The sequence below is a fragment of the Glycomyces terrestris genome, from assembly GCF_003933745.1.
GTDB classification, from domain to species: Bacteria; Actinomycetota; Actinomycetes; order Mycobacteriales; family Micromonosporaceae; genus Glycomyces; species Glycomyces terrestris.
Window position 1 is genome coordinate 1 of the sequence record NZ_RSEB01000011.1, and the last position, 25,558, is coordinate 25,558.

Sequence of the window (25,558 nt, forward strand, 5' to 3'; positions counted from 1 at the left end):
GATCGTCGGCAGCCAGGGCGAGTCCTTCGGCACCGCCGCGGGCTTGTTCAAGGGCGTCATCGGCTTGATCCTCATCCTCGTCGCCAACAAGATCGCGCACCGCCTCGGAGAGCAAGGGATCTACCAGAAGTCATGACCGCCATCGACGTCAAACCCCGCCGCAGGAGCGCCCGCCCCGTCTGGGACGAGGAGCCCTCCCTCGCCGGCAAGGCCGTCAAGGCCCTGTTCCTGATCTGCTACGGCGCGGCCATCGTGCTGCCGCTGTGGGCCGTCCTGGCCACCAGCTTCGCGAGCGAGGAGGCCCTGTCCCGCGCCGGCGGCAACCTCCTCATCCTGCCCACCGAGATCAGCTTCGGCGCCTACGCCGAGATCTTCTCCGGCGGCGCGCTCACCGACTCCCTGATCCTGACCACCGTCCTCACCATCGCCGGCACCGCCATCAGCATGGTCCTGACGATCTGCGGCGCCTACGCCCTCTCCAGGTCCGGCTCGCTCCTGCACCGCCCGATCCTGTGGTTCATCCTGCTGACGTTCCTGTTCGGACCGGGCATGTTCCCCAGCTTCCTGGTGGTGCAGAAGCTCGGGCTGTTCAACAGCTACTGGGCGCTCATCCTGCCGGGGGCCGTGGGCACCTTCAACATCATCATCCTGCGCGCGTTCTTCCAGAACGCGATCCCCGGCGAGCTCCTCGACGCCGCCAAGATGGACGGCGCCGGCGAGTTCCGCACCCTGTTCACGATCGTGCTGCCGATGTCGAAGGCGATCCTCGCCGTCATCGCCCTGTTCTACGCCGTGGGCTACTGGAACATGTACTTCCAGGCCGTCCTCTACACGCCGGGGCTGGAGACCCAGCCCATCCAGGTCGTCCTCCAGCGCATGCTCATGTCCACCCAAGGGCTCCCCGAAGGCGCCCAGGCCGCGGCCCAGTACCGCGACCAGGGCGAGGCCGCCCCGACCGCCGCGCTCAAGATGGCCGTCGTGGTCTGCACGATCATCCCGATCGTGCTCATGTACCCGTTCATCCAGAAGCACTTCACGAAAGCCGTCATCACCGGCGCCGTGAAGGGATAGACCCGCGGTCTGTGAGGGTCCGCGAGGGGGAGGGCGTCCGGATCACAGCCGGGCCCGGACGCCCGCACTCCCCCGGCCAGACCTGTCAAGGCGCGCACCGCATTTCGAACACTTCCCGCGCCGGGCCGCGTCCGCGGCCCGGCGCTCCCCGCGACCTCTCGCACATCGAAAGCAAAGGAGCATCTGATGCGACGACGCACATTCACCGCATCCGTCGGCGCGGCGGCGGCCGCCGCCGCGGTCACCGCCGGCACCCTGCCGGCCTGGGCCCGTGAGGAGGGCGGCCGCGGCGGCGACGCCTACGTCTGGAAGAACGCCGCCATCAACGGCGGCGGCTTCGTCCCGGGCATCGTCTTCAACGAGACCGAGCCGGGCCTCATCTACGCCCGCACCGACATCGGCGGCTGCTACCGCTGGCAGGAGGACACCCGGACCTGGAAGCCGCTGCTGGACTGGGTCGGCCGCGACAAGTGGGGGTGGTCCGGGGTCGTCTCCATGGCGACCGACCCGGTCGAGACCGACCGCGTCTACGCCGCCGTCGGCACCTACACGACCGACTGGGACCCGAACAACGGCGCGGTCCTCTACTCCGACGACAAGGGCGAGACCTGGGGCGCGGCCGAGCTGCCGTTCAAGCAGGGCGGCAACATGCCCGGCCGCGGCATGGGCGAACGCCTCGTGGTGAACCCCGCTGACAACGCCGAGCTGTACCTCGGCACGCCGAGCGGGAACGGGCTGTGGCGCTCGAAGGACTACGGCCGCACCTGGGCGAAGGTCGAGAACTTTCCAAACCCCGGGAACTTCGTCGTGGACCCGAACAACCCGTACTCCGCCGACAACCAGGGCGTGATCTGGATCGACTTCGACCAGATCGGCGGCAGGATCTACGTGGGGGTGGCCGACCCCGCCGACCCGCTCTACGTCTCCGAGGACGGCGGGGCGACCTGGCAGGCCGTCCCCGGCGCGGTCGAGGCCCTCGGCAGCGCCGACGGCAACCGCACCATCCCCGTTCAGTCCGCAGTGGACAACACCAACGGGTATCTGTACATCGTCACCAGCCACGACCCCGGGCCCTACAACGGCGCGCCCGCCTCGGGCGCCGGCGGCAAGATCATGCGCCTGGCGACCCAGACCGGCGAATGGACCGACATCACGCCGACCTACAACCCCCGCGGCGGGATTCCGGGCTTCGGCGGCATCACCGTCGACCGCCAGAACCCCGGCACTCTCATGGCGGCCACGCGCAACAACTGGCACCCCGACGAGATCCTCTTCCGCTCCACCGACTCCGGTGCGACCTGGTCGATCAGCTGGGACTACGCCGAGGGGCAGGAGCGGCACGACCGGTTCGTCATGGACAACAGCGGCAGCCCGTGGCTGTCGTGGAACGGCGAGGACCAAGGGCACGCGTACGCGGTCAAGCACGGCTGGATGATCGACGCGCTCGCCATCGACCCGCACGACTCCGACCGCATCATGTGGGGCACCGGCGCCACGATCTGGGGCACCGAGTCGCTGACGCAGTGGGACGCCCAGGGCGAACTCATCGGCGAGAACGAGGCCGGCGAGCGCGTCGCGCTGCCGATCGAGCAGTTCACCGTCGGCGTCCGCGCCGAGGGCGTCGAGGAGTGCGCGGTCCTCGACCTCGCCGCGATCGGCGGCACGCTCGTCTCGGCGGTCGGCGACGTCGGCGGCTTCGTCCACACCGACCTCGACCGGGCCGAGCCCATGATCGACACGGACTGGTCCACCGGCACCAGCGTCGACTTCGCGCAGGCGGACCCGGACCTCGTCGTCGGCACCGGCAACGTGCACGGCGACGAGAAGGGCCACGTGGGCGTCTCCACCGACCGCGGGAAGACCTGGCGCAACACCGCCCGCGTCGAAGGCGTCCCCGGGAGCGGCCACGGCGGGACCGTCGCGATCACCGCCGACGGGTCCGCGATCGTGTGGTCCCCCAGCGACACCGAGGTGACCCCGGTGTACAGCACCGACCTCGGCGAGACGTGGCAGCCGGTCGAGGGCCTCCCGGCGGGGGCGAAGATCCGCTCCGACCGCGTCAAGGCCTCGGTCCTGTACTCGTTCGCCGCCGGGAGGTTCTACCGCAGCACCGACGGCGGCAAGACCTTCGCCGACACCGGCGCGACCGGCCTGCCGTCCGGGGCCGTCGAGGACTTCCGGGCCGTGCCGGGCCGCAAGAACCACGTCTGGCTCGCCGGGCGCGGCGACGAGACCGAGGGCATCGGCGGCGGCATGTGGCGCTCCAAGGACGGCGGCGCCACCTGGAAGCGCATCGCCGCGTTCGAGACGGCGGAGTCCGTCGGCTTCGGCAAGGCCGCCAGGCACTCCGGCTATCCGACGGTCTACACCTCGGCGGAGCGGGACGGCAAGGCCGGGATCTACCGCTCGACCGACGGCGGCAACCGCTGGACCCGCATCAACGACGACGACCACCAGTGGGCGTGGTCGGGGTCCGCGATCACCGGCGACCCGCAGGTCTACGGCCGCGTCTACCTGACGACGAACGGCCGCGGCATCATCTACGGCGACATCGCCTGACGTGCCGGCCGCCCCGCGAACCGCGGGGCGGCCGGCACGACGGTGCGCCTGCGGTCGTGCCACTGCGAACCAGCGGTGGACGCTCCGTCAGCGATCAGTGAGACGACGCCGCCCCGCATCTCGCGGGGCGGCGTCGTCGCGTCGGCGGGTCCGCCCGGTCAGGTCCAGGCCGCCTTGAGGCGCGCGTGCTCCTCCGCGGTGACGGGGAGGACGACGCCGTGGCAGGGGTCGGGCGGGAGGCGGAAGTCGGCGCAGGGCGTCCAGTGCCCGCCGGCGAGGTCGGTGGTCTCGAAGGGGACGTAGCGGCGCTCGGGGGTGAACTCGTCGATCCAGAGGTACCACTTGTCCTCGGTGTTCGACCGGTAGACGAGCGGGCCCTCGCCCTGCTTGATGGGGCCGAGGCCGATGCCTTCGGCAAGGGGCTCCCAGTGCGGCGCGGTCAGCGAGGCCGCGGTCTCGGAGAAGACCGACTTGCCGCGGGGCGCGGGGCCGCCGCGGGCGCGCTCGTCCTTGAGGAAGCGGTAGTAGCGGCCCTCGTGTTCGATCACCGTGGCGTCGATGGTGTTCCAGCCGCGGTCGACCCACACGCGCGGCTCGGAGAACGCGCGGAAGTCGCGAGTGGTGGCGCACATGATCCGGTTGTAGCTCTCGCTCTCATGCGCGGCGTCCTCGTAGAGCGAGGAGGACCAGTGGACGAGGTAGGCGTCCTGCTCGGGGTCCCAGACGGCTTCGGGGGCCCAGGTGTTGCCCGCGGCCGCGGGGGCGACCTCGACGAGGCGGCCCTCGCCCCAGTCGACGAGGTCGGTCGACTCCCAGACCATGATCGAGCGGCTGCCGCGGCGCTGCATCTCGTCCCAGTCGGTGCGCTCGAAGACGCGCAGGTCGGTCGCGACCATGAAGCACCGCTCGCCGTCCGGTGAGCGGACGATGTGGGGGTCGCGGACGCCGCGCTCGCCGAGCGTCGAGGTGAGGACGGGCCGGCCGCCGTTCAGGTCGGTGAAGTGCAGCGGGTCGTCGCCGTCGCTGAGCGCGAAGTGGATCTGCTCGCCGTCGGCCGACTCGCGTTTGAAGTGGGCGTAGAGGTAGCCCGCGTACGGTCGCATGTTCCGCTCCTCCGGTCAGCGCCCGAGCCAGCCGCCGTCGACGGGGATGACGGCGCCCGAGACGTAGTCGGAGGCGGGGCTGGCGAGGAAGACCGTGGCGCCGGCGAGGTCGCCGGGGCGGCCCCAGCGTCCCGCGGGGATGCGGTCGAGGATGGCCTTGGAGCGGTCCGGGTCGTCTTGCAGCGCTTGGGTGTTGTCGGTGGCGATGTAGCCGGGCGCGATCGCGTTGACGGTGACGCCGCGGGAGGTCCACTCGTTGGCGAGGGCGCGGGTGAGGCCGGCGATGCCGGACTTCGCGGCCGCGTAGCCGGGGACGTTGATGCCGCCCTGGAAGCTCAGGAGCGAGGCGGTGAACACGATCTTCCCGCCGCCGCGCGCGAGCATCGAGCGGCCCACCGCGCGCGCCAGCGCGAACTGGCTGGTGAGGTTGACCTGGAGGACCTCGTTCCAGAACTCGTCGGAGTGCTCGGCGGCGGGGGCGCGGCGGATGGTGCCGGCGTTGTTGACGAGGATGTCGACCGGTTCGGCGGCGAGGGACTCGGCGAGCGCGGCGGTCTGGGCGGGGTCGTTCAGGTCGGCGCGGAGGGCGCGGAAGGCGCGGCCGAGGCCGGTGACGCACTGTCCGATGGCGGAGCCTTCGGGTTCGATGGTGGCGCTGACGCCGATGACGTCCGCGCCGGCGGCGGCGAGGGCTTCGGCCATGGCGAAGCCGATGCCGCGCTTGGCGCCGGTGACGACGGCGAGGCGGCCGGTGAGGTCGAAGGGGTTCATGCGGGCTCCTGTCCGGCTTGGACGTCGACGAGGATCTTCATGGCGTCGCCGCCGGTGAGGGCGTCGAACGCGGACTGAATCTCGGCGAGCGGCACGGTCTTGGTGATGAGGGCGTCGGCGGGGATCTCGCCGGCGTCGAGGAGGGCGACGGCGGTGTCGAAGTCGTCGCGCTGGTAGACGCGGGCGCCGAGGAGGCGCAGTTCGCGCCAGAAGACGCGCTGGAGGTTGACCGGGCGGGGCTCGGGGTGGATCGCGACGACGACGAGGGTGCCGCGGACCTTGGCGTAGTCGACCGCGCCGAGGACGGCCGCGGCGGCGCCGGAGACTTCGAAGACGACGTCGGCGCCGGCGCCGCCGGTCCACTCCTCGACGTGCGCGACGGTGTCGTCGGCGGGGTCGAGGACGGTGAGGCCGAGGTCGGCGACGGCCTTGCGGCGCTTGGGGTCGAGTTCGATGACGACGACGTCGCCGCCGAAGGAGCGGGCGACGGCGGCGATGAGGACGCCGATGGGGCCGCCGCCGATGACGACGGCCTTCTGGCCGGGGGCGAGTTCGGCGCGGCGCACGTCGTGGACGGCGACGGCGGTGGGTTCGACGAGTGCCGCGTGCCGGAGGGAGAGGGTGGGCGGCAGGGGGACGAGGAGTCCGGCGTCGACGTTCCAGCGGCCCTGGAGGGCGCCGGGCGAGTCGATGCCGACGAAGTCGAGGTTCTGGCAGACGTGGGCGTTGCCGGCGCGGCAGGCCGGGCAGGTGCCGTCCCAGGCGAGGGGCATGACGGTGACCGGGTCGCCGACGGCCCGGTCGGTGACGCCCTCGCCGAGGGCGGCGACGGTGCCGCTCATCTCGTGGCCGATGACGGCCGGGGTGGTGACGCGGGCGTCCATGTGGCCGTTGAGGATGTGGAGGTCGGTGCCGCAGATGCCGTTGTAGGCGACGGCGATCTGGACCTGGCCGGGGCCGGGCGGGGCCGGGTCGGTCTCCCCCACGGTCATGGTCCGGTTCCCGGCGTAGTGTGCGGCGAGCACGGGTGCCTCCTCGGGTGGTGTGGGGAACGGTCGCGGATGAGGATCGCACACATCCCGCGATTGCGCAATCGTTTGATCATCGGTTTTCGCCGTAGGTGATACTGGACCGATGGCGAAGCTCAGTGATGTGGCGGCCCGGGCGGGCGTCTCGGTGTCGGCGGTGTCGAGGGTCCTCTCGGGGGACCCGGCGGCGCGGCTGAGCGAGGCGACGCGCGAGCGGGTGCGGCGGGCGGCCGCCGAGGTCGGCTACCACCCGAACTTCGCCGGCCGGGCGCTGAAGCTGGCCCGCACCGACGTCATCGCGCTCGTGGTCCCGGATGTGACGAACGCGCTGTTCACCGAGCTCACGCGCGGCGTGGAGGACGAGGCGGTGGCGCGCGGGTGCGTGATGCTGCTGGCGCGCAGCGAGGACATGCAGCCGGGCGGGCCCATGTTCGACCGGCTCCTTGGCGAGGGCCGGGTCGACGGGATCGTGCTCCAGCCGCGCGACGGGGCCGACCCGGCGGCGCTGGCGGAGGCGGTGGGCGAGCGGGCGCCGCTGGTGACCATCCACCAGGAGATCCCCGGCGCCGGGTCGGTGGTGGTGCCCGACGCGCTCGCCGCGCGGCGCGCCACCGAGCACCTGATCGCGTTGGGGCACCGGCGGATCGGCTTCGCCGGGGGCCTGTCCGCGTCGCCGTCGGCGCGGCGGCGGGCCGACGGGTTCCTGGCGGCGGTGCTCGAGGCGGGCCTGCCCGCCGAGCCCGGGCTCGTCACCTGGCGCGGATACCGGGAGGCGGACGGGCGGGCCTCCGCGGCCGAGCTGCTGGCGCGGCGCGAGCCGCCGACCGCGGTCGTCGCGGCGAACGTCAACGCGGCCGTGGGAGTGCTCGCGCAGGCCCGGGCCCAGGGCTTCGCGGTGCCCCGCGACCTGTCCGTGGTCGCGATCCACGACGCGTGGACGGCCGAGCACACCTGGCCGCCGCTGACGTGCGTCCGCATGCCCCTGTACGAGCTCGGCAGGACCGCGGTGGCGCTGCTCGCCGAGGTCGCCGCGGGCAGGCCGGTCGCGCACCGGGCCGTGGAGGACCCGGCGCCGGCCCTGGTCGAACGCGCCTCCACCGCTCCGCCGGCGCGCTGAGGGCGGCGCGGGTCTTGCACCGGAAGGGCGCGGCGACTATCGTCAACGCCTGATCAATCGTTTGCGCACCGCCGCCCCCCACTGCGCCGCCTCACCTCCCAAGGAACCCGCATGACCTTCATCGACGCGGTCGAGACCCACGACGTCCGCTTCCCCACCTCGCTGACCATGGACGGCTCCGACGCGATGAACAAGGACGGCGACTACTCCGCCGCCTACGTGATCCTCCGGACCGACGACCCCGAGTTCTCCGGCTTCGGGTTCACCTTCACCATCGGCCGCGGCAACGACATCGTCACCGCGGCCGCGCTCCAGCACGCCGTCCGGCTCATCGGCCGCGACGTCGAGGCGATCACCGCCGACCCCGGCGCGCTCTACCGCGAACTCCAGTCCGACTCGCAGCTGCGGTGGCTCGGCCCCGAGAAGGGCGTCGTCCACATCGCGCTCGCCGCGGTCATGAACGCCGTCTGGGACCTCGCCGCCCGCGCCGCGGGCAAGCCGCTGTGGCGACTGCTCGCCGACATGACCCCCGAGCAGCTCGTGGACGCCGCCGACCTGCGCTACCTCTCCGACGCCCTCACCCGCGAGGAGGCCCTGGCGATCCTGCGCGAGCGGTACGACACCCGCGCCGAGCGCGTCGCCGCGCTCGAGGCCCGCGGCGGCTACCCGTGCTACACCACCAGCGCCGGCTGGCTCGGCTACAGCGACGACAAGCTCCGCCGCCTGCTCCAGGAGGCCGTCGACCAGGGCTACCGGCACGTCAAGCTCAAGGTGGGGTCCGACCTCGAGGAGGACCGCCGCCGCCTGCGGATCGCCCGCGAGGTCATCGGCTGGGACGCCAAGCTCATGATCGACGCGAACCAGGTGTGGGACGTGCCCGAGGCCATCGAGTGGGTCAAGGCCCTGGCCGAGTTCGAGCCGCACTGGATCGAGGAGCCCACCAGCCCCGACGACGTGCTCGGCCACGCCGCCGTCCGCCGCGCCGTGGCGCCGGTCCGCGTCGCCACCGGCGAGCACGGCATGAACCGGGTCCTGTTCAAGCAGATGCTCCAGGCCGAGGCGATCGACTACCTCCAGCTCGACTCCGCGCGCCTGGCCGGCGTCAACGAGATCATCGCCGTCTACCTGCTGGCCGCGAAGTTCGGCGTCCCGGTGTGCCCGCACGCAGGGGGCGTGGGCCTGTGCGAGCTGGTCCAGCACCTGTCGGTGTTCGACTACGTGGCCGTCTCGGGCTCGCTGGAGGACCGCGTCACCGAGTACGTCGACCACCTCCACGAGCACTTCACCGACCCGTGCCTGGTCGAGAACGGCCACTACCTGCTCCCGAGCCGGCCCGGGTACTCCGCGGAGATGCGCGCGGCCTCGATCGCGGAGTTCGCCTACCCCGACGGGACCTACTGGCGGCACCGGTCCGCGTAGACCCGCGATGGTGAGAACCGACCAGTAGACGGTGAACCTGGACCTTCCGGCCGGCGGGCGCCGCGCCTAGCCTCGGCATGAGCCCGCCATGGAAGGGACAGCCTTGCTCCACTACGACCTCATCCACCCGCCGCTCCTGGCCGCGCTCGCCGCGGCCGGGCACGGTTCGCGGATCCTCTTGGCCGACGGCCACTTCCCGTGCTCCACGCACGTGAACCCGGCCGCGGCGATGATCCACCTCAACCTGCGCCCGGGACTGCTGGACGTCGACCAGGTCCTCGAACCGCTGCTCGACGCCGTGCCGATCGAGCACGCGGCCGTCATGGCCTCGGGCGGCGCCCCGGTGCCGGCGCACGAGGGCTACCGCGCCGCGCTCGGCGCGGAGGTGCCGTTCGAGGAGGTCGAGCGCTTCGCCTTCTACGACCTCGCGCGGACGGCGGACACCGCCGTCGTCGTCGCCACCGGCGACCGGCGCCAGTACGCGAACCTGCTGCTCACCGTCGGCGTCGCCGGCGTGACCCCCCGAAAGGACCGCTGACCATGACCGGAACGCACCGCGAGCGCCTGCCCGAATGGGCGCAGGAGGCGAGCCTCGGGATCTTCATCCACTGGGGGGCGTACGCGGTCCCCGCGTGGGCCGAGCCGGAGCACATCGCCGGCGAGCCCGAGCCCGAGGGCGGCTGGTTCAAGCACAGCTCCTACGCCGAGTGGTACGCGAACACCATCCGCATCGAAGGCTCCCTGGCGGCCGCGCACCACGCGGAGGTCTACGGGTCGGCGCCGTACGAGGACTTCCTCGACCAGTGGCGGGCCGAGGCGTACGACCCGGCCGCCTGGGCGCGGGCCTTCCGGAGCCTGGGCGCGGACTACGTGGTGCCCGTGACCAAGCACCACGACGGCGTGACCCTGTGGGACGCCCCGGGCACCGGCGGGTTCAACACCGTCGACCGCGGCCCCAAGCGCGACCTGCTCAGCCCGCTCGCCGAGGCGGTACGCGCGGAGGGGATGCGCTTCGGCGTGTACTACTCCGGCGGCCTCGACTGGTCGATCACCGACGCCCCGCCCATCGTCGAGGTCGAGGACATCTGGCGTCACCGCCCCAACGACGCCGAGTACGCCGCCTACGCCACCGCGCACGTGCGCGACCTCATCGACCGCTACCGGCCCTCGGTGCTGTGGAACGACATCGAATGGCCCGAGGCGGGCAAGGAGGACGGCTCGCTCGAAGCGCTCATCGCCTACTACCGCGGCGAGGTGCCCGACGGGATCGTGAACGACCGCTGGGGCGCCGACGTGTGGGACTACCGCACCAGCGAGTACTCCATGGGCGCCGACCACGAGACCGGCACCGGCTGGGAGCACAACCGCGGCCTCGGCTCCTCCTTCGGCTACAACCGGGTCGAGGACGAGCAGCACACCTTGAGCCCGCGCGAGCTGGCGAAGCACTACGTCGACGTGGTCTCGCGCGGCGGCCGGCTCCTGCTCAACGTCGGACCGGACGCGTCCGGGCGCCTCCCCGACGTCCAGCTGCGCACCCTCAACGGCGTGGCCCCGTGGATGACCGAGGTCAAGGCGTACACCGCCGACCGGCAGGTCCTGGCCGAGGGCGCGGTGGCCGCCGACGACGGCAACTGGTGCCGCGCCTGGACGAGCGCCGGCCGGACCGTCGTGGTCGCCGACCGGCCCGGCGCGGTGCGCGTCGAGGCGGCCGGCGAGGTCGTGCGCATCGCACTGCCCGAGTGACCGGCCGGGGGCGGGGCCGCGCGGGGCGGCCCCGCCCCCGGCGGCTCAGGCGTGCTGCGCGGTGAAGGCCGCGCTCAGCTCGACCAGGCGCTCGCGGGCGGCCACGGTCTCGAAGCCGTGCCCGACGCCGTCGAAGACGTGCAGGTCGAGCCGGTCGCCGTACGTGCCCCAGTAGCGGTCGAGGAGTTCGGAGCCGAGCACGAAGTCCTCGGTGCCCACGGCCAGCAGCACCGGGCCCGGGTACGGGGCGGCGTCGGCGAACGCGTCGATCGTCGCGGCGTCGTCGACGAACGGCCGGCGCACCGGCAGGCCCCCGAAGTCGTCGTAGCCGGCCGCGGCGATCGCGTCGGCGCGGCGCTTCGCCGCCTCCTCGTCCATGGACACGGCCGCGGCCGCCGGCGCCCACAGCGTCAGCGACCGCACCGGATGCCGCGCGGCGGCCAGCTGCGCGGTCAGGCCGCCCAGGCTCATCCCCATGAGCGACAAGCGGTCCGGGTCGACGGCCGGGTGCGCGGCCAGCGCGGCGAGGACCGCGCCGACCTGGGCGACCTGGTCGGAGACGGTGAGCTCGTCGAAGTCGCCGTCGGAGTCGCCGCACCCGGCGAAGTCGAACCGGTAGGCGGCGACGCCGCGCTCGGCCAGGCGCTCGGCGAGGCGCACGAACGTGTAGCCGAACTCGGCGCGGTTGCCGCCGAAGCCGTGGCAGAGCGCCACCGCCGGGACCGCGGCCGCGGGGCCGACGGGCAGGTGCAGGACGCCGCGGAGCGTGCGGCCCTCGTGCTCGATGTCGAGGTATTCCATCAGGGCAGAACCTATCTTGTCGGAAGGGATGATCCGGGGTCGGTGGTCACCGGTGCTGCCTGCGGTAGGCGGCCGGCGGGAGGCCGCATTCGGACTTGAACGCGGCGTAGAAGCGGCTGACCGAGCTGAAGCCGGAGTCGGCGGCGACGGCCGCGATCGACAGGTCGGTGGTGACCAGCAGGCGGCGTCCTTCGGCCAGGCGGCAGCGGGTGAGGTAGTCGATGATCGTGGTGCGCACGATCTTCGCGAAGTGGGTCATGGCGTAGTTCGGGTGCAGGCGGGCCGCGGCGGCGACGTCGGCGACGGTCAGCGGTTCGCGGAAGTGCTCGGCGATGTGGCGCACCATCGTGACGACGTGGCGCAGCGCGGGGTCGCCGCCGGCGTACTGGCGCACCGGTTCCTGGGGCGCGTCGAGGGCGAGGCGGCGGACGCGGGCCTCGACCTCGAGGAGGAGGATGCGGCGGCGTTCGGGGTGGGCGCTGGCGAGGTCGGCGGCCCACTGGGTGAAGTTCGCGGGGTCGGAGGCCATGACCGCGGTGGGCGGGGCGATGAGCGGCAGGCCCGAGAGGAGCCGGCCGACGAGCCCGGTGGGCAGGCCCCAGCCGAGGAAGGTCGCGAAGGGGACGTGGACCCAGTGGACGCGGGTCGCGGAGTTGGCGACGAGCTGGTGGGGCACGGCGGCCCAGAAGGCCGCGACCGATCCGGGGCCGATCTCGACGGGTTCGCCGCCGAACAGGTAGAGCATGGTGCCACCTTCGGCGACGAAGTTGATCTCCAGGTCGTCGTGCTGGTGGGCGGTGTCCATGAGGATGGGCCGCCCGGCCCATCCGACGAGCTCGGGCGGGGCGATCTCGATCTGAGGATCCAAGAAAGACTCGCTCCAATCAGTGAAGAATTCTCCTATCGAAACTTATACGGTGGTGCCGCAACGGCCGGAGGCGCCCACGACCGACCGGCCCCACCAGCAAGGAGTCCCTGTGTTCTCAATCGGCTTCGTCGGCGCCGGGCAGTTCGCCGGCGCGTTCGCGAAACTGTTCGACGCCCACCCGGGCGTCTCGCGCGTCACCGCGACCGACCTCCTCCCCGAGCGCGCCGCGTCCCTCGTGGGCGAGTTGGGCCTGGCCGGGGTGGAGGACGACTTCGACGCGATGCTCGCCTCCGACGTGGACGCCGTCGCGGTCTTCACGCAGCGGTGGACGCACGGGCCGCTCGTGGTGCGGGCGCTGCGCGCGGGCAAGCACGTGTACTCGGCGGTGCCGATGGCCTTCACGGTGGAGGAGATCGGGGAGATCATCGAGGCGGTCGAGGAGACCGGCCTGACGTACATGATGGGCGAGACGAGCCACTACCACCCGGTCACGGTGCTCGCCAGGCAGAAGGCGGCCGAGGGCGCGTTCGGGCGGCTGTTCTTCGCCGAGGGCGACTACGTGCACGACATGGACCACGGCTTCTACGCCGCTTACCAGTACAGCGGCGGCGAGGACTGGAAGCGCACCGCGAGCTTCCCGCCGCTCAAGTACCCGACCCACGCGATCGGCGGCGTGCTCGGGGCCTGGAACACGCACGCGGTGAGCGTGAGCGCGATCGGCGTGCCGGACCAGCGCGGCGACGGCGTCTTCGACAAGGCCGTGAGCATGTTCGACAACGACTTCTCGAACGCGACCGCGCTGTTCGAGACGGCCGACGGCGGCAGCATGCGCACCAACGAGTTCCGGCGGGTCGGGCTGGCCCACTGGATCCCCGAGTCCCGGTTCACGTTCTACGGCACCGAGGGCATCCTGGAGCAGAACTCCCGCTCGACCTTCTGGCACGAGCGCTCGGGCCCGCTGCACGACTGCACCGAGCTGGTGCAGCCGGGCTGGGCGACGGGCGCCGACGACCCCGTGCTGGCCAATGTGGACCCGGCGCTGCACGACTCGTTCATCTCCGGTCACGCGCCCATCCACGACACGTCGGGACTGCCGGTCGAGTTCAAGGGCCTCGGCAACGGCCACATGGGCAGCCACCAGCTCCTCGTGCACGACTTCGTGACCGCGGTGAACGAGCGGACGATGCCGAGCGTGAACGCGTGGGTGGCGGCGCGGTACACGCTGCCGGGCCTGGTGGCGCACGAGTCGGCGCTGCGCGGCGGCGAGCGGCTGCGGATCGAGGACTTCGGCGACGCGCCGGAGCGAGTGTAGGAATCGGGCGGTCCCCCGGCCCGGCCGGGGGACCGTCTCGCGCGCCGCGGTCAGCGGCGGGGCGGCGCGGTGGACTCCCTGACCACCAGCTGCGGCTCGACCACGGAGGTCCGCAGGTCGCCCTTGCCCTGGAGCTGCTGCGACAGCAGGTCGAACGCGCGCGTCCCCAGGTCCTCGAAGTCCTGCTCGACGGTCGTCAGCGAAGGGCGCCAGAGGGAGACGAGGGGCTGGCCGTCGAATCCGGCGATAGACACGTCGCCGGGGACGTCGATGCCGCGGTCGGCCAGGGCCCGCATGACGCCCAGGGCGATCTCGTCGTTCCCGCAGAAGACGGCGGTGACGTCGTCGCGGCCGGCGATCCGCTCGCCCCAACGGTAGCCGGAGAGGGCGTCCCACTCGGAGCTCATCACGGCGGGGACCTCGGCGCCGGCGTCCTGGAGGGCCGTGCGCCAGCCCTCGGTGCGGCCCGAGACCTTGCCGCCGGTCGGGCCGGCGATGTGGTGGACGGTCCGATGCCCTTGCCGCAGCAGGAACTCGGTCACCTGCCGCCCGCCCGCGGCCTCGTCGATGAGCGCGGCCAGGGAGCCGTCCGTGCGCTCCAACCCGCCGCCGGCCGCGACGACCGGCAGCGAGGCGGGCAGCGCCTTCGCCGCCTTGATGCCCGCCTGGTTGAACTCCAGGACGATCGCGCCCCCGATGGGCTGGGACAGGGCGAGGTCGACGGCGCGCATGACGGATTCGTCCTCGTCCGACGAGACGATCGTTATCGAGACCGACATCCCGGCCCGCTGGGCGGCCGTCTCGATGCCGCTGAGCGTGTTCGCGTAGCCGTAGCTGGAGGTGGTGGCCTCGGCGATGATCGAGATGAGGTTCGGCTGGCTCAGCCGCAGCGACCTGGCGGCGCTGTTCGGGCGGTAGCCGAGCTCCTTCACCGCGGCGTGCACGCGCCTGGCCAGCTCCGGGGCGACGTTCTTGGTCCCGTTGAGCACGCGGGAGACGGTGGGCACCGAGACGCCCGCCGCCTTCGCGACGTCGGCGAGGACGGGGGCGCGGTACGACTTCGAGGAGGACATGGCTTCGAGGATACGAGACGGTCAGTGTGGACGACGCCGGGGATCGGCGTTCGGGATCATCGTTATCTCACCATGCAGGCAGTCGCAAGATCGATTTCGGAGCAGCAGTAGTCGCGATGCGACGCCTGTGAACTGCTTGTATGTGCCGGATCGCGTCGAGGTTCCGGTCTGAGCCGCGCTCCCGAATACGCAGATCATTGACCGCTGTCGATCGTGTTGATAACCTTCTCTCGGCGCTGCGCCACGGAGTCCGACCCTTCCGGCACCCCGCGGCCTCCCCCGGCGGTTGCGCCGACTCTCACAGCGACATCTTCAGGAGGCCCCTCTCATGGTCGAATTCTCACGCCGCAAGTTCCTCGGTGCCGCGGGTGCGGCGGCCGCGTCGGCGGCGGTCGGCGCCGGCGCCGCGGGCTGCTCCGGGAACGGCGGGGGCGCCGCGGGCGGCGACTACGACATCCCCACCTACCAGCCCGCCCCGGATCTCGACGTCCAGCCGTACTACGCGTCCGAGACACCCGGCATGGAGTCCGTCTACACCGACTACCCCAAGACGTACTTCAAGTCGGTGGAGCGCGAGCCGGGTTCGGGCGGGACGGTCACGAGCTTTCAGTTGACGTGGGGCGATCCGTCGAAGCCGTTGGAGGAGAACCCGTACTGGCAGGAGCTGAACGAGCGCCTGGGGGTCAGTTTCGAGCCGCAGTTCGTGCCCCAGCCGGTGTTCGACCAGAAGTTCGCGACGATGCTCGCCTCGGGCGAGGTCCCGGACCTGGTGTTCGTGAACGACCAGTCCGCGGTGAACCTCCAGGGCATCCGGGACGGGGCGTTCGCCGACCTGTCCGAGACGCTCTCGGGCGACAACATCCTCAAGTGGCCCAACCTGGCCGCGCGCAAGGAGGAGATCTGGAAGGCCAGCCTCAAGGACGGGCGGATCTACCAGATCCCCTCGATCGTCTGGGCGCTGACGAACCTGCCGGTCATGCGCACCGACCTGGTCGACCAGACCTCGATCGGCCGCGCCCCCAAGGACGCCGACGAGCTGTTCACCATGCTCAAGGAGGTCTCCGCGCTCGGCACCGGGCCCGGCGGGCAGCAGGTCTACGGCCTCAACAAGTACGACGCCCACCCCGGGACCGCGTCGATGTTCCAGCGGCTGTTCAAGACCGGCCCCGAATGGCAGCAGAACGACGCCGGCGACCTGGTCCACATGATCGAGACCGAGAACTACCGGCTCATGCTCGAATGGCTCGCCCGCGCGTGGGCCGAGGGCCTCTTCGACCCGGTCTCGATGTCCCCCACCCCGACCGACATCGTCTCGGGCGCGGCGATCCGCTACGACGCGGTCGGCGCGGCCATCGGCGCCACGGGCCTGTCGCAGTGGGAGGCCGACCTGCCCGGCGCGACGTTCGACTTCTTCGACATGCCCGGCTTCGACGGCTCCTCGCAGCTCGTGGTCCGCAACATCCCCTACGGCCGCTCCACCTGCGTCTCGGCCGCCGCGGCCGAGGACGAGGACCGGCTCACCGAGATCCTCAACGTCCTCGACTACTTCTCCGCGCCGTTCGGGTCCGAGGAGGCCCTGTTCATCGGCTCGGGCCAGCAGGGGCGCCACTTCGAATTCGACGAGCACGGCATGCCCGTCACCAACACCGAGTACATGACCGAGCTCGGCGTGCAGTACGTGGGCGTCTCGTCCGGTGACAACTCCTACCGCATCCACCCGAACGCCGCGCCGTGGGCGGACTCGTTCGTCACCGTCATGGAGTCCCTGGCCCAGAACTCGATCGACCGGCCGCTCACCGGTCTCGAAGGCGCCTCCCAGACGTTCGTCACCAAGGGCGCGCAGCTCAAGCAGCTGTGGACGGACTTCGAGACCGGGGTCATCACCGGCCGCGAGAGCATCGGCGACCTCGACTCGTTCGTCGCCGACTACATGTCGCAGGGCGGCACCCAGGTCAGGGACGAGTACACGCAGGCGCTCAAGGACGCCGGCAAGTGAGCGTGGACACCGCCGCCCGCCCCGAGACCCGCACCGAGCGGGCCTCGGGGCCTTCCGCCGCCTCCAAGCGCAAAGGCACACTGCGGCAACGCATCTGGCGCGAGCGCTGGACCTACACGTTCATCGTCCCCGGCGCACTGTTCTTCCTGGTGTTCGCCTACGTGCCGATGCTCGGCAACATCGTGGCGTTCCAGCAGTACTCGCCGTTCCGGGGATTCACCGGGTCGCCGTTCGTCGGCTTCGCCAACTTCACGGTGCTGCTCGAAGACCCGGCGGTGCTCCAGGCGCTCGAGAACACCCTCGTCATCGCGGTGCTCCAGCTCGTCTTCGCGTTCCCGGCCCCGATCGCCCTCGCACTCCTGCTCAACTCGCTCCTGTCCGAGCGCATCAAACGCCTCGTGCAGACCGTCGTGTACCTGCCCTACTTCCTGTCGTGGGTCATCGTCATCTCGGTGTGGCAGCAGGTCCTCGGCGGCGGCGGCCTCGTGGCCGGCCTGCTCGACGGCTGGGGCGTCAGCGGGTTCGACGCGATGACGAACGCCGACACCTTCAAGCTCCTGGTCGTGGCCCAGAACATCTGGAAGGACTGCGGCTGGGGCACCATCATCTTCTTCGCCGCGATCGCGGGCATCCCGAACGACCGCTACGAAGCGGCCGCGATCGACGGCGCTTCGGGCTGGCAGCGGACCTGGCACATCACGCTCCCGGCCCTCGTCCCGGTCGCGACCCTCCTGCTCATCCTCAACATCGGGTCGATCCTCACCGTCGGCTTCGAACAGCTCCTGTTGCAGCAGCCGATGGTCGGCGCCGAAGCCGCCGAAGTGCTCGACACGTTCGTGTACTTCCGGGGCGTCCTCGGCGGCCAGTGGGGCGTCGCGACCGCCGCCGGTCTGCTCAAGGGCGTCATCGGCACCATCCTCGTGCTGTCGGCCAACAAGATCGCCAAACGACTCGGCGGAGAAGGGATCTACTGATGACCGCACTCGCGCAACAACGCCGTCAGGGAGCGCCCTGGCTCAGCCCGCCGTCGCCGTGGATCCGCGCGGTCAAGGCCGTGGTGATCGGCCTGATCGTGATCACCATGCTGTACCCGCTCGTGTACGTCATCGCGATGAGCTTCGCGGCCCCCTCGCAGGCCCGCGCCGGCGTCGTGTTCCCGACCGAGTTCTCCCTCGACGCCTACCGCGCGATCTTCAACGGCGGCACCGTGACCCAGGGCCTCCAGAACTCGCTGTTCATCACCCTCACCGGCACCCTCCTGTCGCTCACGGCGACCTCCATGCTCGCGTGGGGACTGGCGAGGACGCGCCAGGTCCCCGGCGCGAAGTTCGTGCTCGTGATGATCCTGGCGACCATGTTCTTCAGCGCCGGCATCATCCCCAACTTCATGCTCGTCAAGTACCTGGGCCTGCTCGACTCCACCTGGTCGCTCATCATCCCCGGGCTGATCTCGGCGTTCAACATGATCGTCATCCGCAACTTCTTCCAGGGCCTCCCAGAGGAACTCATCGAAGCCGCGCGGATCGACGGGGCCGGCGAATGGCGGATCTTCCTCCAGATCGTCCTGCCGCTGTCGAAGCCGGTGCTCGCCGTCATGGGCCTGTTCTACGCCGTCGGCTACTGGAACACCTACTTCAACGCCCTGCTGTACATCAACGACAGCGAGAAGTGGCCCATCCAGGTCGTGCTCCAGCAGTACGTCCTGGCGGGGGTCCAGATCCCCGGGGCGGTCGTCTCCCCCGACCAGCCGCCGCCCCCGGGCGTCACGCTCCAGATGGCCGTCATCGTCCTCGCCACCGTCCCGATCCTCGTCGTCTACCCCTTCCTCCAGCGCTACTTCACCTCCGGCGTCCTCACCGGCGCCGTCAAGGGCTGAACCGACCGGATCGCGAGGGGGCCGGGCGCTGTCGCGCCCGGCCCCCTCGCGTCGTCACGCGACGCGGATCAGGCGCCAGCGCTGCGGCACGGAGCCCTTGTCCGCCCATTGGATCGCGGGGTCGCCGTCGGCCTCCTTGTTGCCGTTGTCGAGGACCATGCCCGATCGTTCGCAGGTGAGCTCGACGGCGCCGCCGCCGACGTCCGCGATCCTCCAGCGCTGCGCGGCGGTGCCGTTGTCGGTCCACTGCTTGACCTGCGCGCCTTCGACGGTGGAGTTGCCGTTGTCGAGGGCCTTGCCCGAGTGCTCGCAGACGAGCTTGTGGTGGCCGCTCCCGACGTCGGTGATCCTCCAGCGCTGCTGGGCGCCGCCGTTCTCGCCCCACTGGATCACCGGCCGGCCGTCTACCGTGGAGCGGCCGTTCTCGAGGAGCTTCCCGGAGCGCTCGCACATGAGCAGGTAGGTGCCGCCGGAGACGACCGCCGGGGTGGAGCGCAGGTGCGCGAGCGTGCCCCAGCCGAGGGCGTCGAAGCCGCCCGAGTTGCCGCCGTAGTCCCCGCCGCCGCCTTCGGGCCGGGCCAGCGCGGCCATGCGGGCGACGTGGGGCATGCGCATCCCGCGGCGGACGCTGTAGTGGTTGTAGACGAGCTCCCACACCGGCCGGATCTGGCCGCGCCCGCCGGAGGACACGGCGGTGTGCTCGACGCCGTCGCAGTTGCGGTAGGTCGTGAACGGCACGTCGTAGCCGAGGTTGTAGCGGGCGACGTACTCGGTGGCCTTCGCGAACGCGTTGTCGCGGGCGGCGTAGAGGTCGATGCCCTGGTTCCAGGCCATCTCCATGAAGGCCCCCATGAGGCCGATGCCCATGATGGCGTGCGCCTGGTCGCGGCCGGACTCCTGCCACTGGGCGAGGTCGCCGTGGACGAACGGGATCGCGTTGGTGATCGATCCGGCGCCCGCGCCGTTGTGGAAGTAGTCCACGGCTTCGTCGATCTTGGCCTGGTCGTCGCAGAGGATGCCGATGGCGAGGATAGACGCCATGTTGCACAGGTCCCAGTTGGCCCAGTAGTGGGTGTCGCAGGTGTTGTTGTGGCGCACGAGGAAGTCGCTGTTGAGCTCGTAGAAGACCGTGGTCATCATCTGCTGGAAGCGGCCGAGGTCGAACCCGGGCGCGCCGCGGATGAGTTCGGCGGCGTTGGCGAACTGGTAGCCGTAGATGCCGGAGGCGAGGCGCGAGTCCGACGGCGGGTAGTAGATGGACTTCAGGGTCTGCGACCAGGCGTTGCAGATGCGGACGGCCGCGTCGCGGTGCGCGGTGTCGCCGGTGATGCGCCAGCGCAGGGCGTTCTGGTAGGCGGCGTGCGCGTCGTTGTAGAGCAGCCAGTAGTTCTGGGGTTTGTCGGTGCTGCCGCGGACGATCTCCTCGACGGGCTGGGGCGTCCAGGTGCTCTGGGAGTGGGCGTTGGCGAGGAGCTTGTCCCAGCCCGCCTTCCAGGGCTGGGCGCCGGCGGTGACCTTGGCGCGCATGCGGTCGAAGTCGGCTTGGAGGTGGAGCATGCCCGGGTGGGCGAGCGCGTCGGCTTGCGCGGTGTGCTGCTGGGCTTGCGCGGTGGCGAGGCCGCCGGCGCCGGCGGCGGCCAGGGCGCTCGCGGCGAACGCGCCCTTGAGGAGGTTCCGGCGCTTGAAGCGGGGGCTGCCGGTGCGGTTGTCGGTCATGGAGGCTCCTTCGGCTGTCGTAGGCGAGGGGTGGGCGGGAGATTCCGGACCGCGCGTAGATAACGCTATCTCCCTGGTTCGAAGATAAGGTTTTCATTGAGATATGTCAATATTCGAGTGACCCTCGATCGTGAGTCGTGCGGTCTCGACCTGGATTCGGCCTGCATCCGGGGGAGCTTCGGCGTCCTGCATGCTGGATCGCCGCCTCGACAAAACCCGTGATGCGCCCTAAGTTAGAAATCGTTATCTCTCGGACCTACCAAGGAACGCCACATGACCGACCGCATCCCCGGCCTGTTCGCGATGGACCCCGTCTACCTCCCGAAGCTGTTCCCCGAGCCGTACATGAGCCGCCTCCGCGCCGTCCTCGACATCGATCCGGGTCTCGTCGTCCGCGATTTCGCCGACGATCGGGCGGCCGCCGTACTAGCCGCGGCGGAGGTGGTCGTCACCGGTTGGGGCGCACCGCGGTTCGATCCCCCGGCGCTCGCCGCCGCGGGCAGGCTGCGGGCCGTGCTCCACGCCGCCGGCAGCGTCCAGTGGGTCGACCGCGCCGTCCACGAGCGCGGCATCGCCGTGGTCTCGGCGCAGGATGCGAACGCCGTCCCCGTCGCCGAGTACACGCTCGGGATGATCCTCTTGGCGGGCAAGGACGTCTTCGGGCTGCGCGAGCGGTTCCGCTCCGAGCGCGGCTTCGTGGTCGGCGAGGACCACGGCGCGGCCGGCAACTTCGGGCGCGCCGTGGGGCTCATCGGGGCCTCGCGGATCGGTCGCCGCGTGATCGAACTGCTGCGCCCCTTCGACTTCGAGGTGCTCCTGGCCGACCCGTACGTGGACGGGGACGAGGCCGACCGCCTCGGCGTGCGCCTGGTCGGCCTCGACGCGCTCATGGCCGCGGCCGACATCGTCTCGGTCCACGCCCCCGACCTGCCCGAGACGCGGCGGCTCGTGAACGCCGAGCGGCTGGCGGCCATGAAGGACGGCGCGGTCCTGGTGAACACCGCGCGCGGTTCGCTCGTGGACACCGACGCGCTCGCCGCCGAGCTGGCGACCGGGCGGATCTCGGCGATCCTCGACGTCACCGACCCCGAGCCGCTGCCGTCTGGATCGCCGCTGTTCGACCTGCCGAACGTGTTCCTCACGCCGCACGTGGCGGGCTCGCAGGGCAACGAGCTCGCCCGCATGGGATTGAGCATCGTCGAGGAGGCCGAGCGGCTGGCCGCGGGCGAACCGCTGCGGCACGCCGTCGACCCCGGCCTGCTCGCGATCCAGGCGTGAGTCCGCCCGCCCCGCCGCGCGGACTGCGCGGCGGGGCGGTCGGTGTCAGGCGAAGTCGCCGTAGAACTCGACTTCGGCGAGGTTGCCGCTCCAGGCTCCCGCGTTGTAGATGCGGAAGTATCGGTAGTGGTCATCGCCGGCGGCGGTGCTCTGGATCCACTTGTTCGCGGTGCCGCCGGTGAGCGCCACGGTCAGGTTGGTCCAGGTGGCCCCGTCGTCCGAGCCTTGCACGATCGTGCCGTTGGCCCGCGTCGGATGCGAGGCCCGCGGCAGGAAGTACGCCTGGTCGAGGTGCACTTCGGTTCCCGCGCCGAAGTCGATCGTGTAGTAGGAGCCCGTGCCGGTGTTGAGGTCGCCGAAGGTGGCGGCGTCATGGTCGAAGAGCAGGTAGCCGACCTGGTCGGCGGGGAGCCTGTTCCCGGGCCACTGCTTGTCGGAGGCGATGACGGTGGCGACCTCCGCGACGTCGATGAACTGGTCCGGATGTCCGCCGACGAACAGCGCGGAGCCGTCGGTGGTGCCGTAGAAGGCGGGGCCGGCTTCACCGCCGTAGACGTACTCGGCGGAGAGCGTGACCGGCCCGGGCTCGACGCCGTCGAGGACCACCGCGGCGGTCCAGTTGACGCCGTCCGCAGAGGTGGCCTCCGCCGTCACGCCCATGACGTTCACCGTGAGGGAGTCGACCGGCTTCCTCGTGGTGAGCGTGGCCGTCACGGTGTCCCCCACGGAGACTTTGCCCGCCAGGGCGTCCTCGGAGGCGATGGAGGCCGACGCGATCTGGTTGCCGATCTCGTGGCGCTCGCCGTAGATGTGGAACTCGGTCATCTCGAACACGCCGCGGACGATCCCGTAGAGGACGTCCGGCAGCTGCTCGATCATCTGGACCTTGATGTACCGGAACCGGTCGTCGCGGAGTTCCGGCTCCACTTCGAGGGTGTTGAAGTCCTGGGTGAACTGCGTGACCCCGGGGGTCAGCCGGGTCCATTCGACGCCGTCGTTCGAGCCGTACACGGTCGAGTTGGCGAGCCGGTCGGCGAAGATGTTGCTCTGGAAGCCGAACTCCCTTGCCGAGACCCGGAAGTCGGGGCCGAAGTCGAACGTGTGCGACATGTTGACGGCCTGCGGGTACGCCGTTCCCGTCTGGTTGTCGCCGTCGACGAGCAGCGCGGCGCGGGTCCCCGCGGTGGAGGCGTGCAGGAGGTTCGCATAGTCGAGACTTCCGTCCACTTCGGACCTCGGGGAGATGAGCCGCAGGCCGTCGGCCGCGGCGACCACGGCCGCCAGGGCGGTCGCGTACTCGTCGTCGGCGCCGTCCTGGAGCGCCGCTTCGGCGGTGTCGCGCGCGGCGGTGAAGGCGGCCTCGGTCGCGGACTCGTACCCGTCCTCCGGCTCGTAGTCCTCCATTGCGAGCGCGAGCGCGCTCTGCCGGTCGGCTGCGGCGTCGAGGACGATCGTGCGCGCGGCGACGCTCGTGCCGTCGTCGGCGGCGACGGTGATCGTCCCCGAGTCCTCGCCGGTCCAGCTGAGCCGTCCGGTGGCGGCGTCGAACTCGGCGCCGTCGGGAAGATCGGTGGCGCTGTAGGCGGTGCCGTCCGCGGCGGTGGCGGCGAGGTCGAGGACCAGGTCGGCGCCGGGCCAGCCGACGACGCGGTCGGCGGCGTCCTCGGGGAAGACCGGGCCGTCGAGTTCGGCCTCGGCGTTGGTGTTGATGTGGTCGATGTCGACCGCGGCGCCCTCGGTCTCGATGAACAGGATGTTGTCCATGCCCCTGGTGACGGTGACGTACCGCCATTCGCCGCCGGTGTCGGGCACGGTCACGGAGGTGTCGCGCCTGACGGTGTCGTCGTGGCTGACGCCGCCGAGGTGGATGACGGCGGGGCCTTCGGTGCGGACGAGGAAGCCCTGCTGGGTCCTGCTGCTCGCGCCGCTGAGGTAGGCGATCTTCGATCCGCCGGCGAGGCTGACGAAGCCCTCGCCCAGCTCGACGTCGCCGGCGAGGTGCGTGTAGCGGTGCTCGACCTCGAGGATGTCGGGGTCGGCGTTCGGCGCTTGAGCGGTCTCGCCGGCGGCTTCGGCGGGGGCGAACATCCAGGAGTCGCCGCCGCCGTCGCGCCCGTCCCAGCCGATCTGGACGGGGGTGGGGCGCTTGGCGTAGGCCTCGGCGAAGTACGGGGCGATGGCCTCGACGTCCTCGCCGCGCCGGTACTCGTAGTGGTAGTAGATCTCCCAGAAGCTGGCGGTGGCGTACCGGCCGCGGTAGCCGTCGGCGATGTGGTCGTAGGTGTCGCGGATCGTGCCGTCGGGCGAGATCGCGTAGCCGACGGGCGTCCACTCGGGGTCGCGGCCGGACATGAACTGCCAGAAGTAGTCGGCGGCCTTGAGGATGCGGTCGTCCAGGAACTCGTAGGGCCCCACGGCGTCGGCGGCGGTCGAGACGGTGCCGTCGACCGGGTCCACTTCGGTGCCCTGGGCGGTCATCATGCGGGACAGGGCCGCGAAGTTGGTGAGGTTGCCGCCGCCGTGGGCCTGGTCGCGGCCCATCTCGACCAGCTGCACATGGGGGTCGTCGATGGGCTCGCCGGTCTTGTCGTTCCGGTCGACCCAGCGGGCGAGCCTGGCGATGGAGCCGTTGAAGCCCTCGTCCTTCGCGGTCTCGTTGACCGTGAACCACTCGACCTTCTCCTGGTACAGCGCGGTGTCGTCCATGAAGATCGAGCCGGCCATGGAGCCCAGGAGCGGGTAGTTGTGCTGGTTCATGAAGTGGTCCGGGGAGGACATGAACGTGGCGATCGCGGGCCTGATCAGGTTGTCGCTGAAGGCGCGGGTGTCCGCCTCGGTCCAGGCGAGCGCCGGGTCGTCGCCGCAGCTGGTGTACCGCAGCAGTTCGGCGGCGGAGGCCATGCGGAAGAGCGGGATGCCGTTGTGGATGTGCGAGTCGGTGTAGTACTCGAACTTCGCGGGGTCCATCTGCTCCCAGTTGCGGATGATGGCCAGGGCGTTCTTGCGGTAGACCTCCTTTCCGGTGAGCACGTGCAGGACCGCCTGCGTGTAGGACTTCAGGCCGTCCGCCTCGAACATGCCCCTGGTGCCCGCGTTGAACGCGGTGGTGCGCGGCTTGGTCGGGTCGGACCCGGCGTTGGAGGGCTTCACGGTCTCGCCGGCCGCGCTGGAGCGCTTGAGCGCGTCGAACCCGGAGACCCACGGCTCGGCTCCGGCCGCGAGCTGGGTGCGCACGTTCTCGATGATGGGCTCGGTGAGCCCGATGCCGGGGTGGCTGAACCCGGCTTCGCTCGTCGTGGAGTGGAATCGCAGATCGCAGACTCCGGCGTCCTGTGCCGCCGCGGGTCCGGCGGGCGGGGCGAGTTGGAGGAGTCCCAGGGAGAGCAGCATTGCCGCCGTGAGCGCCGCGGCGCGCCCGCGCAGGGCGCGGCCGCGGGAGGCGGCCGTGGGGGGATGCATGAGAGGTACCAGCTCCGTTCGAGAGATCGTTTTCTATCGAGAGATAACGATATCTCATTCCCAGTGGTGGAGCAAGGTCGAGCGGATTCGGCTTGTTGTTCCAGCTCAATGCCGTTTTCGCGCTTTGGATGCCGCTCCGGGCGTGCTCGGCATCGTCTGATGCACGCGTTTTCGGCTGCTGCTGACGATCGTTTGAGATATCGTTTTCTATTCCGGCCGGGCCGGAATCTCTTGGCGCGCAACGCGATCGCCCGGGTCCCGCGAGGGGCCCGGGCGATCGGGGAGCGGAGCGGCTCCGGAGTTACGTGATGGTCCAGCGTTGGTTGGTGCCGGCGTGGCAGCTCCACAGCTGGACCAGGGCCGCGTTC

Annotated in this window: 19 protein-coding genes and 1 pseudogene; 12 read left to right on the forward strand and 8 right to left on the reverse strand. The window is 71.0% G+C overall.

Features of this window, described 5'->3' with window-relative positions; translation table 11 throughout:
• The 3 genes and pseudogenes from EIW28_RS25735 to EIW28_RS23750 form a co-directional block, all read left to right on the forward strand.
• A pseudogene (locus EIW28_RS25735) lies at window positions 1–136 on the forward strand (sugar ABC transporter permease); the annotation flags it as partial.
• Window positions 133–1,071 carry a carbohydrate ABC transporter permease gene (locus EIW28_RS23745; RefSeq protein ID WP_125250205.1) on the forward strand — a complete coding sequence of 313 codons (939 nt, stop codon included), beginning with the start codon at window positions 133–135 and terminating at the stop codon, window positions 1,069–1,071. The pseudogene EIW28_RS25735 and the gene EIW28_RS23745, both read left to right, overlap by 4 nt.
• A 186-nt stretch (window positions 1,072–1,257) precedes the next feature.
• Window positions 1,258–3,630 carry a sialidase family protein gene (locus tag EIW28_RS23750; RefSeq protein WP_125250206.1) on the forward strand — a complete coding sequence of 791 codons (2,373 nt, stop codon included), beginning with the start codon at window positions 1,258–1,260 and terminating at the stop codon, window positions 3,628–3,630.
• A gap of 158 nt (window positions 3,631–3,788) precedes the next feature.
• Here the strand turns inward: EIW28_RS23750 and EIW28_RS23755 are convergent, their stop codons facing one another.
• Genes EIW28_RS23755 through EIW28_RS23765 form a run of 3 tightly spaced genes read right to left on the reverse strand, consistent with a single transcriptional unit; the run spans window position 3,789 to window position 6,529 of the window.
• Window positions 3,789–4,733, reverse strand: a complete 945-nt coding sequence (locus EIW28_RS23755; RefSeq protein ID WP_125250207.1) for a glycoside hydrolase family 43 protein — start codon at window positions 4,731–4,733, stop codon at window positions 3,789–3,791.
• A gap of 15 nt (window positions 4,734–4,748) precedes the next feature.
• Window positions 4,749–5,504: an SDR family oxidoreductase gene (locus EIW28_RS23760; protein WP_125250208.1), complete on the reverse strand. Its 756-nt coding sequence runs from the start codon at window positions 5,502–5,504 to the stop codon at window positions 4,749–4,751.
• Window positions 5,501–6,529: a zinc-dependent alcohol dehydrogenase gene (locus EIW28_RS23765; protein ID WP_125250209.1), complete on the reverse strand. Its 1,029-nt coding sequence runs from the start codon at window positions 6,527–6,529 to the stop codon at window positions 5,501–5,503. Before EIW28_RS23765 ends, EIW28_RS23760 begins: the two co-directional genes overlap by 4 nt.
• A 109-nt stretch (window positions 6,530–6,638) precedes the next feature.
• Between EIW28_RS23765 and EIW28_RS23770 the strand changes: the two genes are divergently transcribed.
• From EIW28_RS23770 to EIW28_RS23785, 4 genes are all read left to right on the forward strand, one after another.
• Complete coding sequence (locus EIW28_RS23770) at window positions 6,639–7,649, forward strand: LacI family DNA-binding transcriptional regulator (protein WP_125250210.1); 1,011 nt, start codon at window positions 6,639–6,641, stop codon at window positions 7,647–7,649.
• Window positions 7,650–7,760: 111 nt separating this feature from the next.
• The gene (locus tag EIW28_RS23775) at window positions 7,761–9,068 is read left to right on the forward strand and encodes an L-fuconate dehydratase (protein ID WP_125250211.1); all 1,308 of its coding nucleotides are present in this window, start codon (window positions 7,761–7,763) and stop codon (window positions 9,066–9,068) included.
• A gap of 88 nt (window positions 9,069–9,156) precedes the next feature.
• Entirely contained in the window at window positions 9,157–9,606 is a 450-nt protein-coding gene (locus EIW28_RS23780) for an RbsD/FucU family protein (protein WP_232014192.1), read from the forward strand.
• 2 nt (window positions 9,607–9,608) lie between these two features.
• On the forward strand, window positions 9,609–10,811 hold the full coding sequence (locus EIW28_RS23785) for an alpha-L-fucosidase (RefSeq protein ID WP_125250212.1): 1,203 nt from the start codon (window positions 9,609–9,611) through the stop codon (window positions 10,809–10,811).
• Between the two features lie 45 nt (window positions 10,812–10,856).
• Here EIW28_RS23785 and EIW28_RS23790 read toward each other — a convergent pair whose 3' ends face one another.
• Window positions 10,857–11,612 carry an alpha/beta hydrolase family protein gene (locus EIW28_RS23790; RefSeq protein ID WP_125250213.1) on the reverse strand — a complete coding sequence of 252 codons (756 nt, stop codon included), beginning with the start codon at window positions 11,610–11,612 and terminating at the stop codon, window positions 10,857–10,859.
• Window positions 11,613–11,658: 46 nt separating this feature from the next.
• Complete coding sequence (locus EIW28_RS23795) at window positions 11,659–12,480, reverse strand: helix-turn-helix domain-containing protein (protein ID WP_125250214.1); 822 nt, start codon at window positions 12,478–12,480, stop codon at window positions 11,659–11,661.
• Window positions 12,481–12,589: 109 nt separating this feature from the next.
• Between EIW28_RS23795 and EIW28_RS23800 the strand changes: the two genes are divergently transcribed.
• A complete protein-coding gene (locus EIW28_RS23800) occupies window positions 12,590–13,792 on the forward strand; it encodes a Gfo/Idh/MocA family protein (RefSeq protein WP_125250215.1) in 1,203 nt (400 codons plus the stop codon).
• 50 nt (window positions 13,793–13,842) lie between these two features.
• Here the strand turns inward: EIW28_RS23800 and EIW28_RS23805 are convergent, their stop codons facing one another.
• Entirely contained in the window at window positions 13,843–14,865 is a 1,023-nt protein-coding gene (locus EIW28_RS23805) for a LacI family DNA-binding transcriptional regulator (protein ID WP_125250216.1), read from the reverse strand.
• Between the two features lie 328 nt (window positions 14,866–15,193).
• Between EIW28_RS23805 and EIW28_RS23810 the strand changes: the two genes are divergently transcribed.
• From EIW28_RS23810 to EIW28_RS23820, 3 genes are read left to right on the forward strand one after another with little or no spacing between them, the layout of a single operon-like run.
• Window positions 15,194–16,861 (forward strand): type 2 periplasmic-binding domain-containing protein, encoded by a 1,668-nt coding sequence (locus EIW28_RS23810; protein WP_125250217.1) that lies wholly within the window; start codon window positions 15,194–15,196, stop codon window positions 16,859–16,861.
• A complete protein-coding gene (locus tag EIW28_RS23815; protein WP_197717448.1) occupies window positions 16,858–17,835 on the forward strand; it encodes an ABC transporter permease in 978 nt (325 codons plus the stop codon). The genes EIW28_RS23810 and EIW28_RS23815 overlap by 4 nt, the downstream gene beginning before the upstream one ends.
• The gene (locus EIW28_RS23820; RefSeq protein ID WP_125250218.1) at window positions 17,835–18,737 is read left to right on the forward strand and encodes a carbohydrate ABC transporter permease; all 903 of its coding nucleotides are present in this window, start codon (window positions 17,835–17,837) and stop codon (window positions 18,735–18,737) included. The genes EIW28_RS23815 and EIW28_RS23820 overlap by 1 nt, the downstream gene beginning before the upstream one ends.
• A gap of 54 nt (window positions 18,738–18,791) precedes the next feature.
• Here EIW28_RS23820 and EIW28_RS23825 read toward each other — a convergent pair whose 3' ends face one another.
• Window positions 18,792–20,453 carry an RICIN domain-containing protein gene (locus EIW28_RS23825; RefSeq protein WP_125250219.1) on the reverse strand — a complete coding sequence of 554 codons (1,662 nt, stop codon included), beginning with the start codon at window positions 20,451–20,453 and terminating at the stop codon, window positions 18,792–18,794.
• 273 nt (window positions 20,454–20,726) lie between these two features.
• Here EIW28_RS23825 and EIW28_RS23830 point away from each other — a divergent pair, with 273 nt between their 5' ends.
• Window positions 20,727–21,731, forward strand: a complete 1,005-nt coding sequence (locus tag EIW28_RS23830; protein ID WP_125250220.1) for a hydroxyacid dehydrogenase — start codon at window positions 20,727–20,729, stop codon at window positions 21,729–21,731.
• Window positions 21,732–21,776: 45 nt separating this feature from the next.
• Here the strand turns inward: EIW28_RS23830 and EIW28_RS24445 are convergent, their stop codons facing one another.
• Complete coding sequence (locus EIW28_RS24445; RefSeq protein ID WP_158630522.1) at window positions 21,777–25,190, reverse strand: hypothetical protein; 3,414 nt, start codon at window positions 25,188–25,190, stop codon at window positions 21,777–21,779.
• Between the last annotated feature and the right edge of the window lie 368 nt (window positions 25,191–25,558).

What these genes read in the sequence shown, in the direction of transcription:
- EIW28_RS23780 (WP_232014192.1), top strand. Translation starts at nt 9,157, where the DNA reads ATGGAAGGGACAGCCTTGCTCCACTACGACCTCATCCACCCGCCGCTC.
- EIW28_RS23755 (WP_125250207.1), bottom strand. Translation starts at nt 4,733, where the DNA reads ATGCGACCGTACGCGGGCTACCTCTACGCCCACTTCAAACGCGAGTCG.
- EIW28_RS23770 (WP_125250210.1), top strand. Translation starts at nt 6,639, where the DNA reads ATGGCGAAGCTCAGTGATGTGGCGGCCCGGGCGGGCGTCTCGGTGTCG.
- EIW28_RS23745 (WP_125250205.1), top strand. Translation starts at nt 133, where the DNA reads ATGACCGCCATCGACGTCAAACCCCGCCGCAGGAGCGCCCGCCCCGTC.
- EIW28_RS23810 (WP_125250217.1), top strand. Translation starts at nt 15,194, where the DNA reads ATGGTCGAATTCTCACGCCGCAAGTTCCTCGGTGCCGCGGGTGCGGCG.
- EIW28_RS23775 (WP_125250211.1), top strand. Translation starts at nt 7,761, where the DNA reads ATGACCTTCATCGACGCGGTCGAGACCCACGACGTCCGCTTCCCCACC.
- EIW28_RS23825 (WP_125250219.1), bottom strand. Translation starts at nt 20,453, where the DNA reads ATGACCGACAACCGCACCGGCAGCCCCCGCTTCAAGCGCCGGAACCTC.
- EIW28_RS24445 (WP_158630522.1), bottom strand. Translation starts at nt 25,190, where the DNA reads ATGCATCCCCCCACGGCCGCCTCCCGCGGCCGCGCCCTGCGCGGGCGC.
- EIW28_RS23785 (WP_125250212.1), top strand. Translation starts at nt 9,609, where the DNA reads ATGACCGGAACGCACCGCGAGCGCCTGCCCGAATGGGCGCAGGAGGCG.
- EIW28_RS23790 (WP_125250213.1), bottom strand. Translation starts at nt 11,612, where the DNA reads ATGGAATACCTCGACATCGAGCACGAGGGCCGCACGCTCCGCGGCGTC.
- EIW28_RS23760 (WP_125250208.1), bottom strand. Translation starts at nt 5,504, where the DNA reads ATGAACCCCTTCGACCTCACCGGCCGCCTCGCCGTCGTCACCGGCGCC.
- EIW28_RS23820 (WP_125250218.1), top strand. Translation starts at nt 17,835, where the DNA reads ATGACCGCACTCGCGCAACAACGCCGTCAGGGAGCGCCCTGGCTCAGC.
- EIW28_RS23830 (WP_125250220.1), top strand. Translation starts at nt 20,727, where the DNA reads ATGACCGACCGCATCCCCGGCCTGTTCGCGATGGACCCCGTCTACCTC.
- EIW28_RS23750 (WP_125250206.1), top strand. Translation starts at nt 1,258, where the DNA reads ATGCGACGACGCACATTCACCGCATCCGTCGGCGCGGCGGCGGCCGCC.
- EIW28_RS23805 (WP_125250216.1), bottom strand. Translation starts at nt 14,865, where the DNA reads ATGTCCTCCTCGAAGTCGTACCGCGCCCCCGTCCTCGCCGACGTCGCG.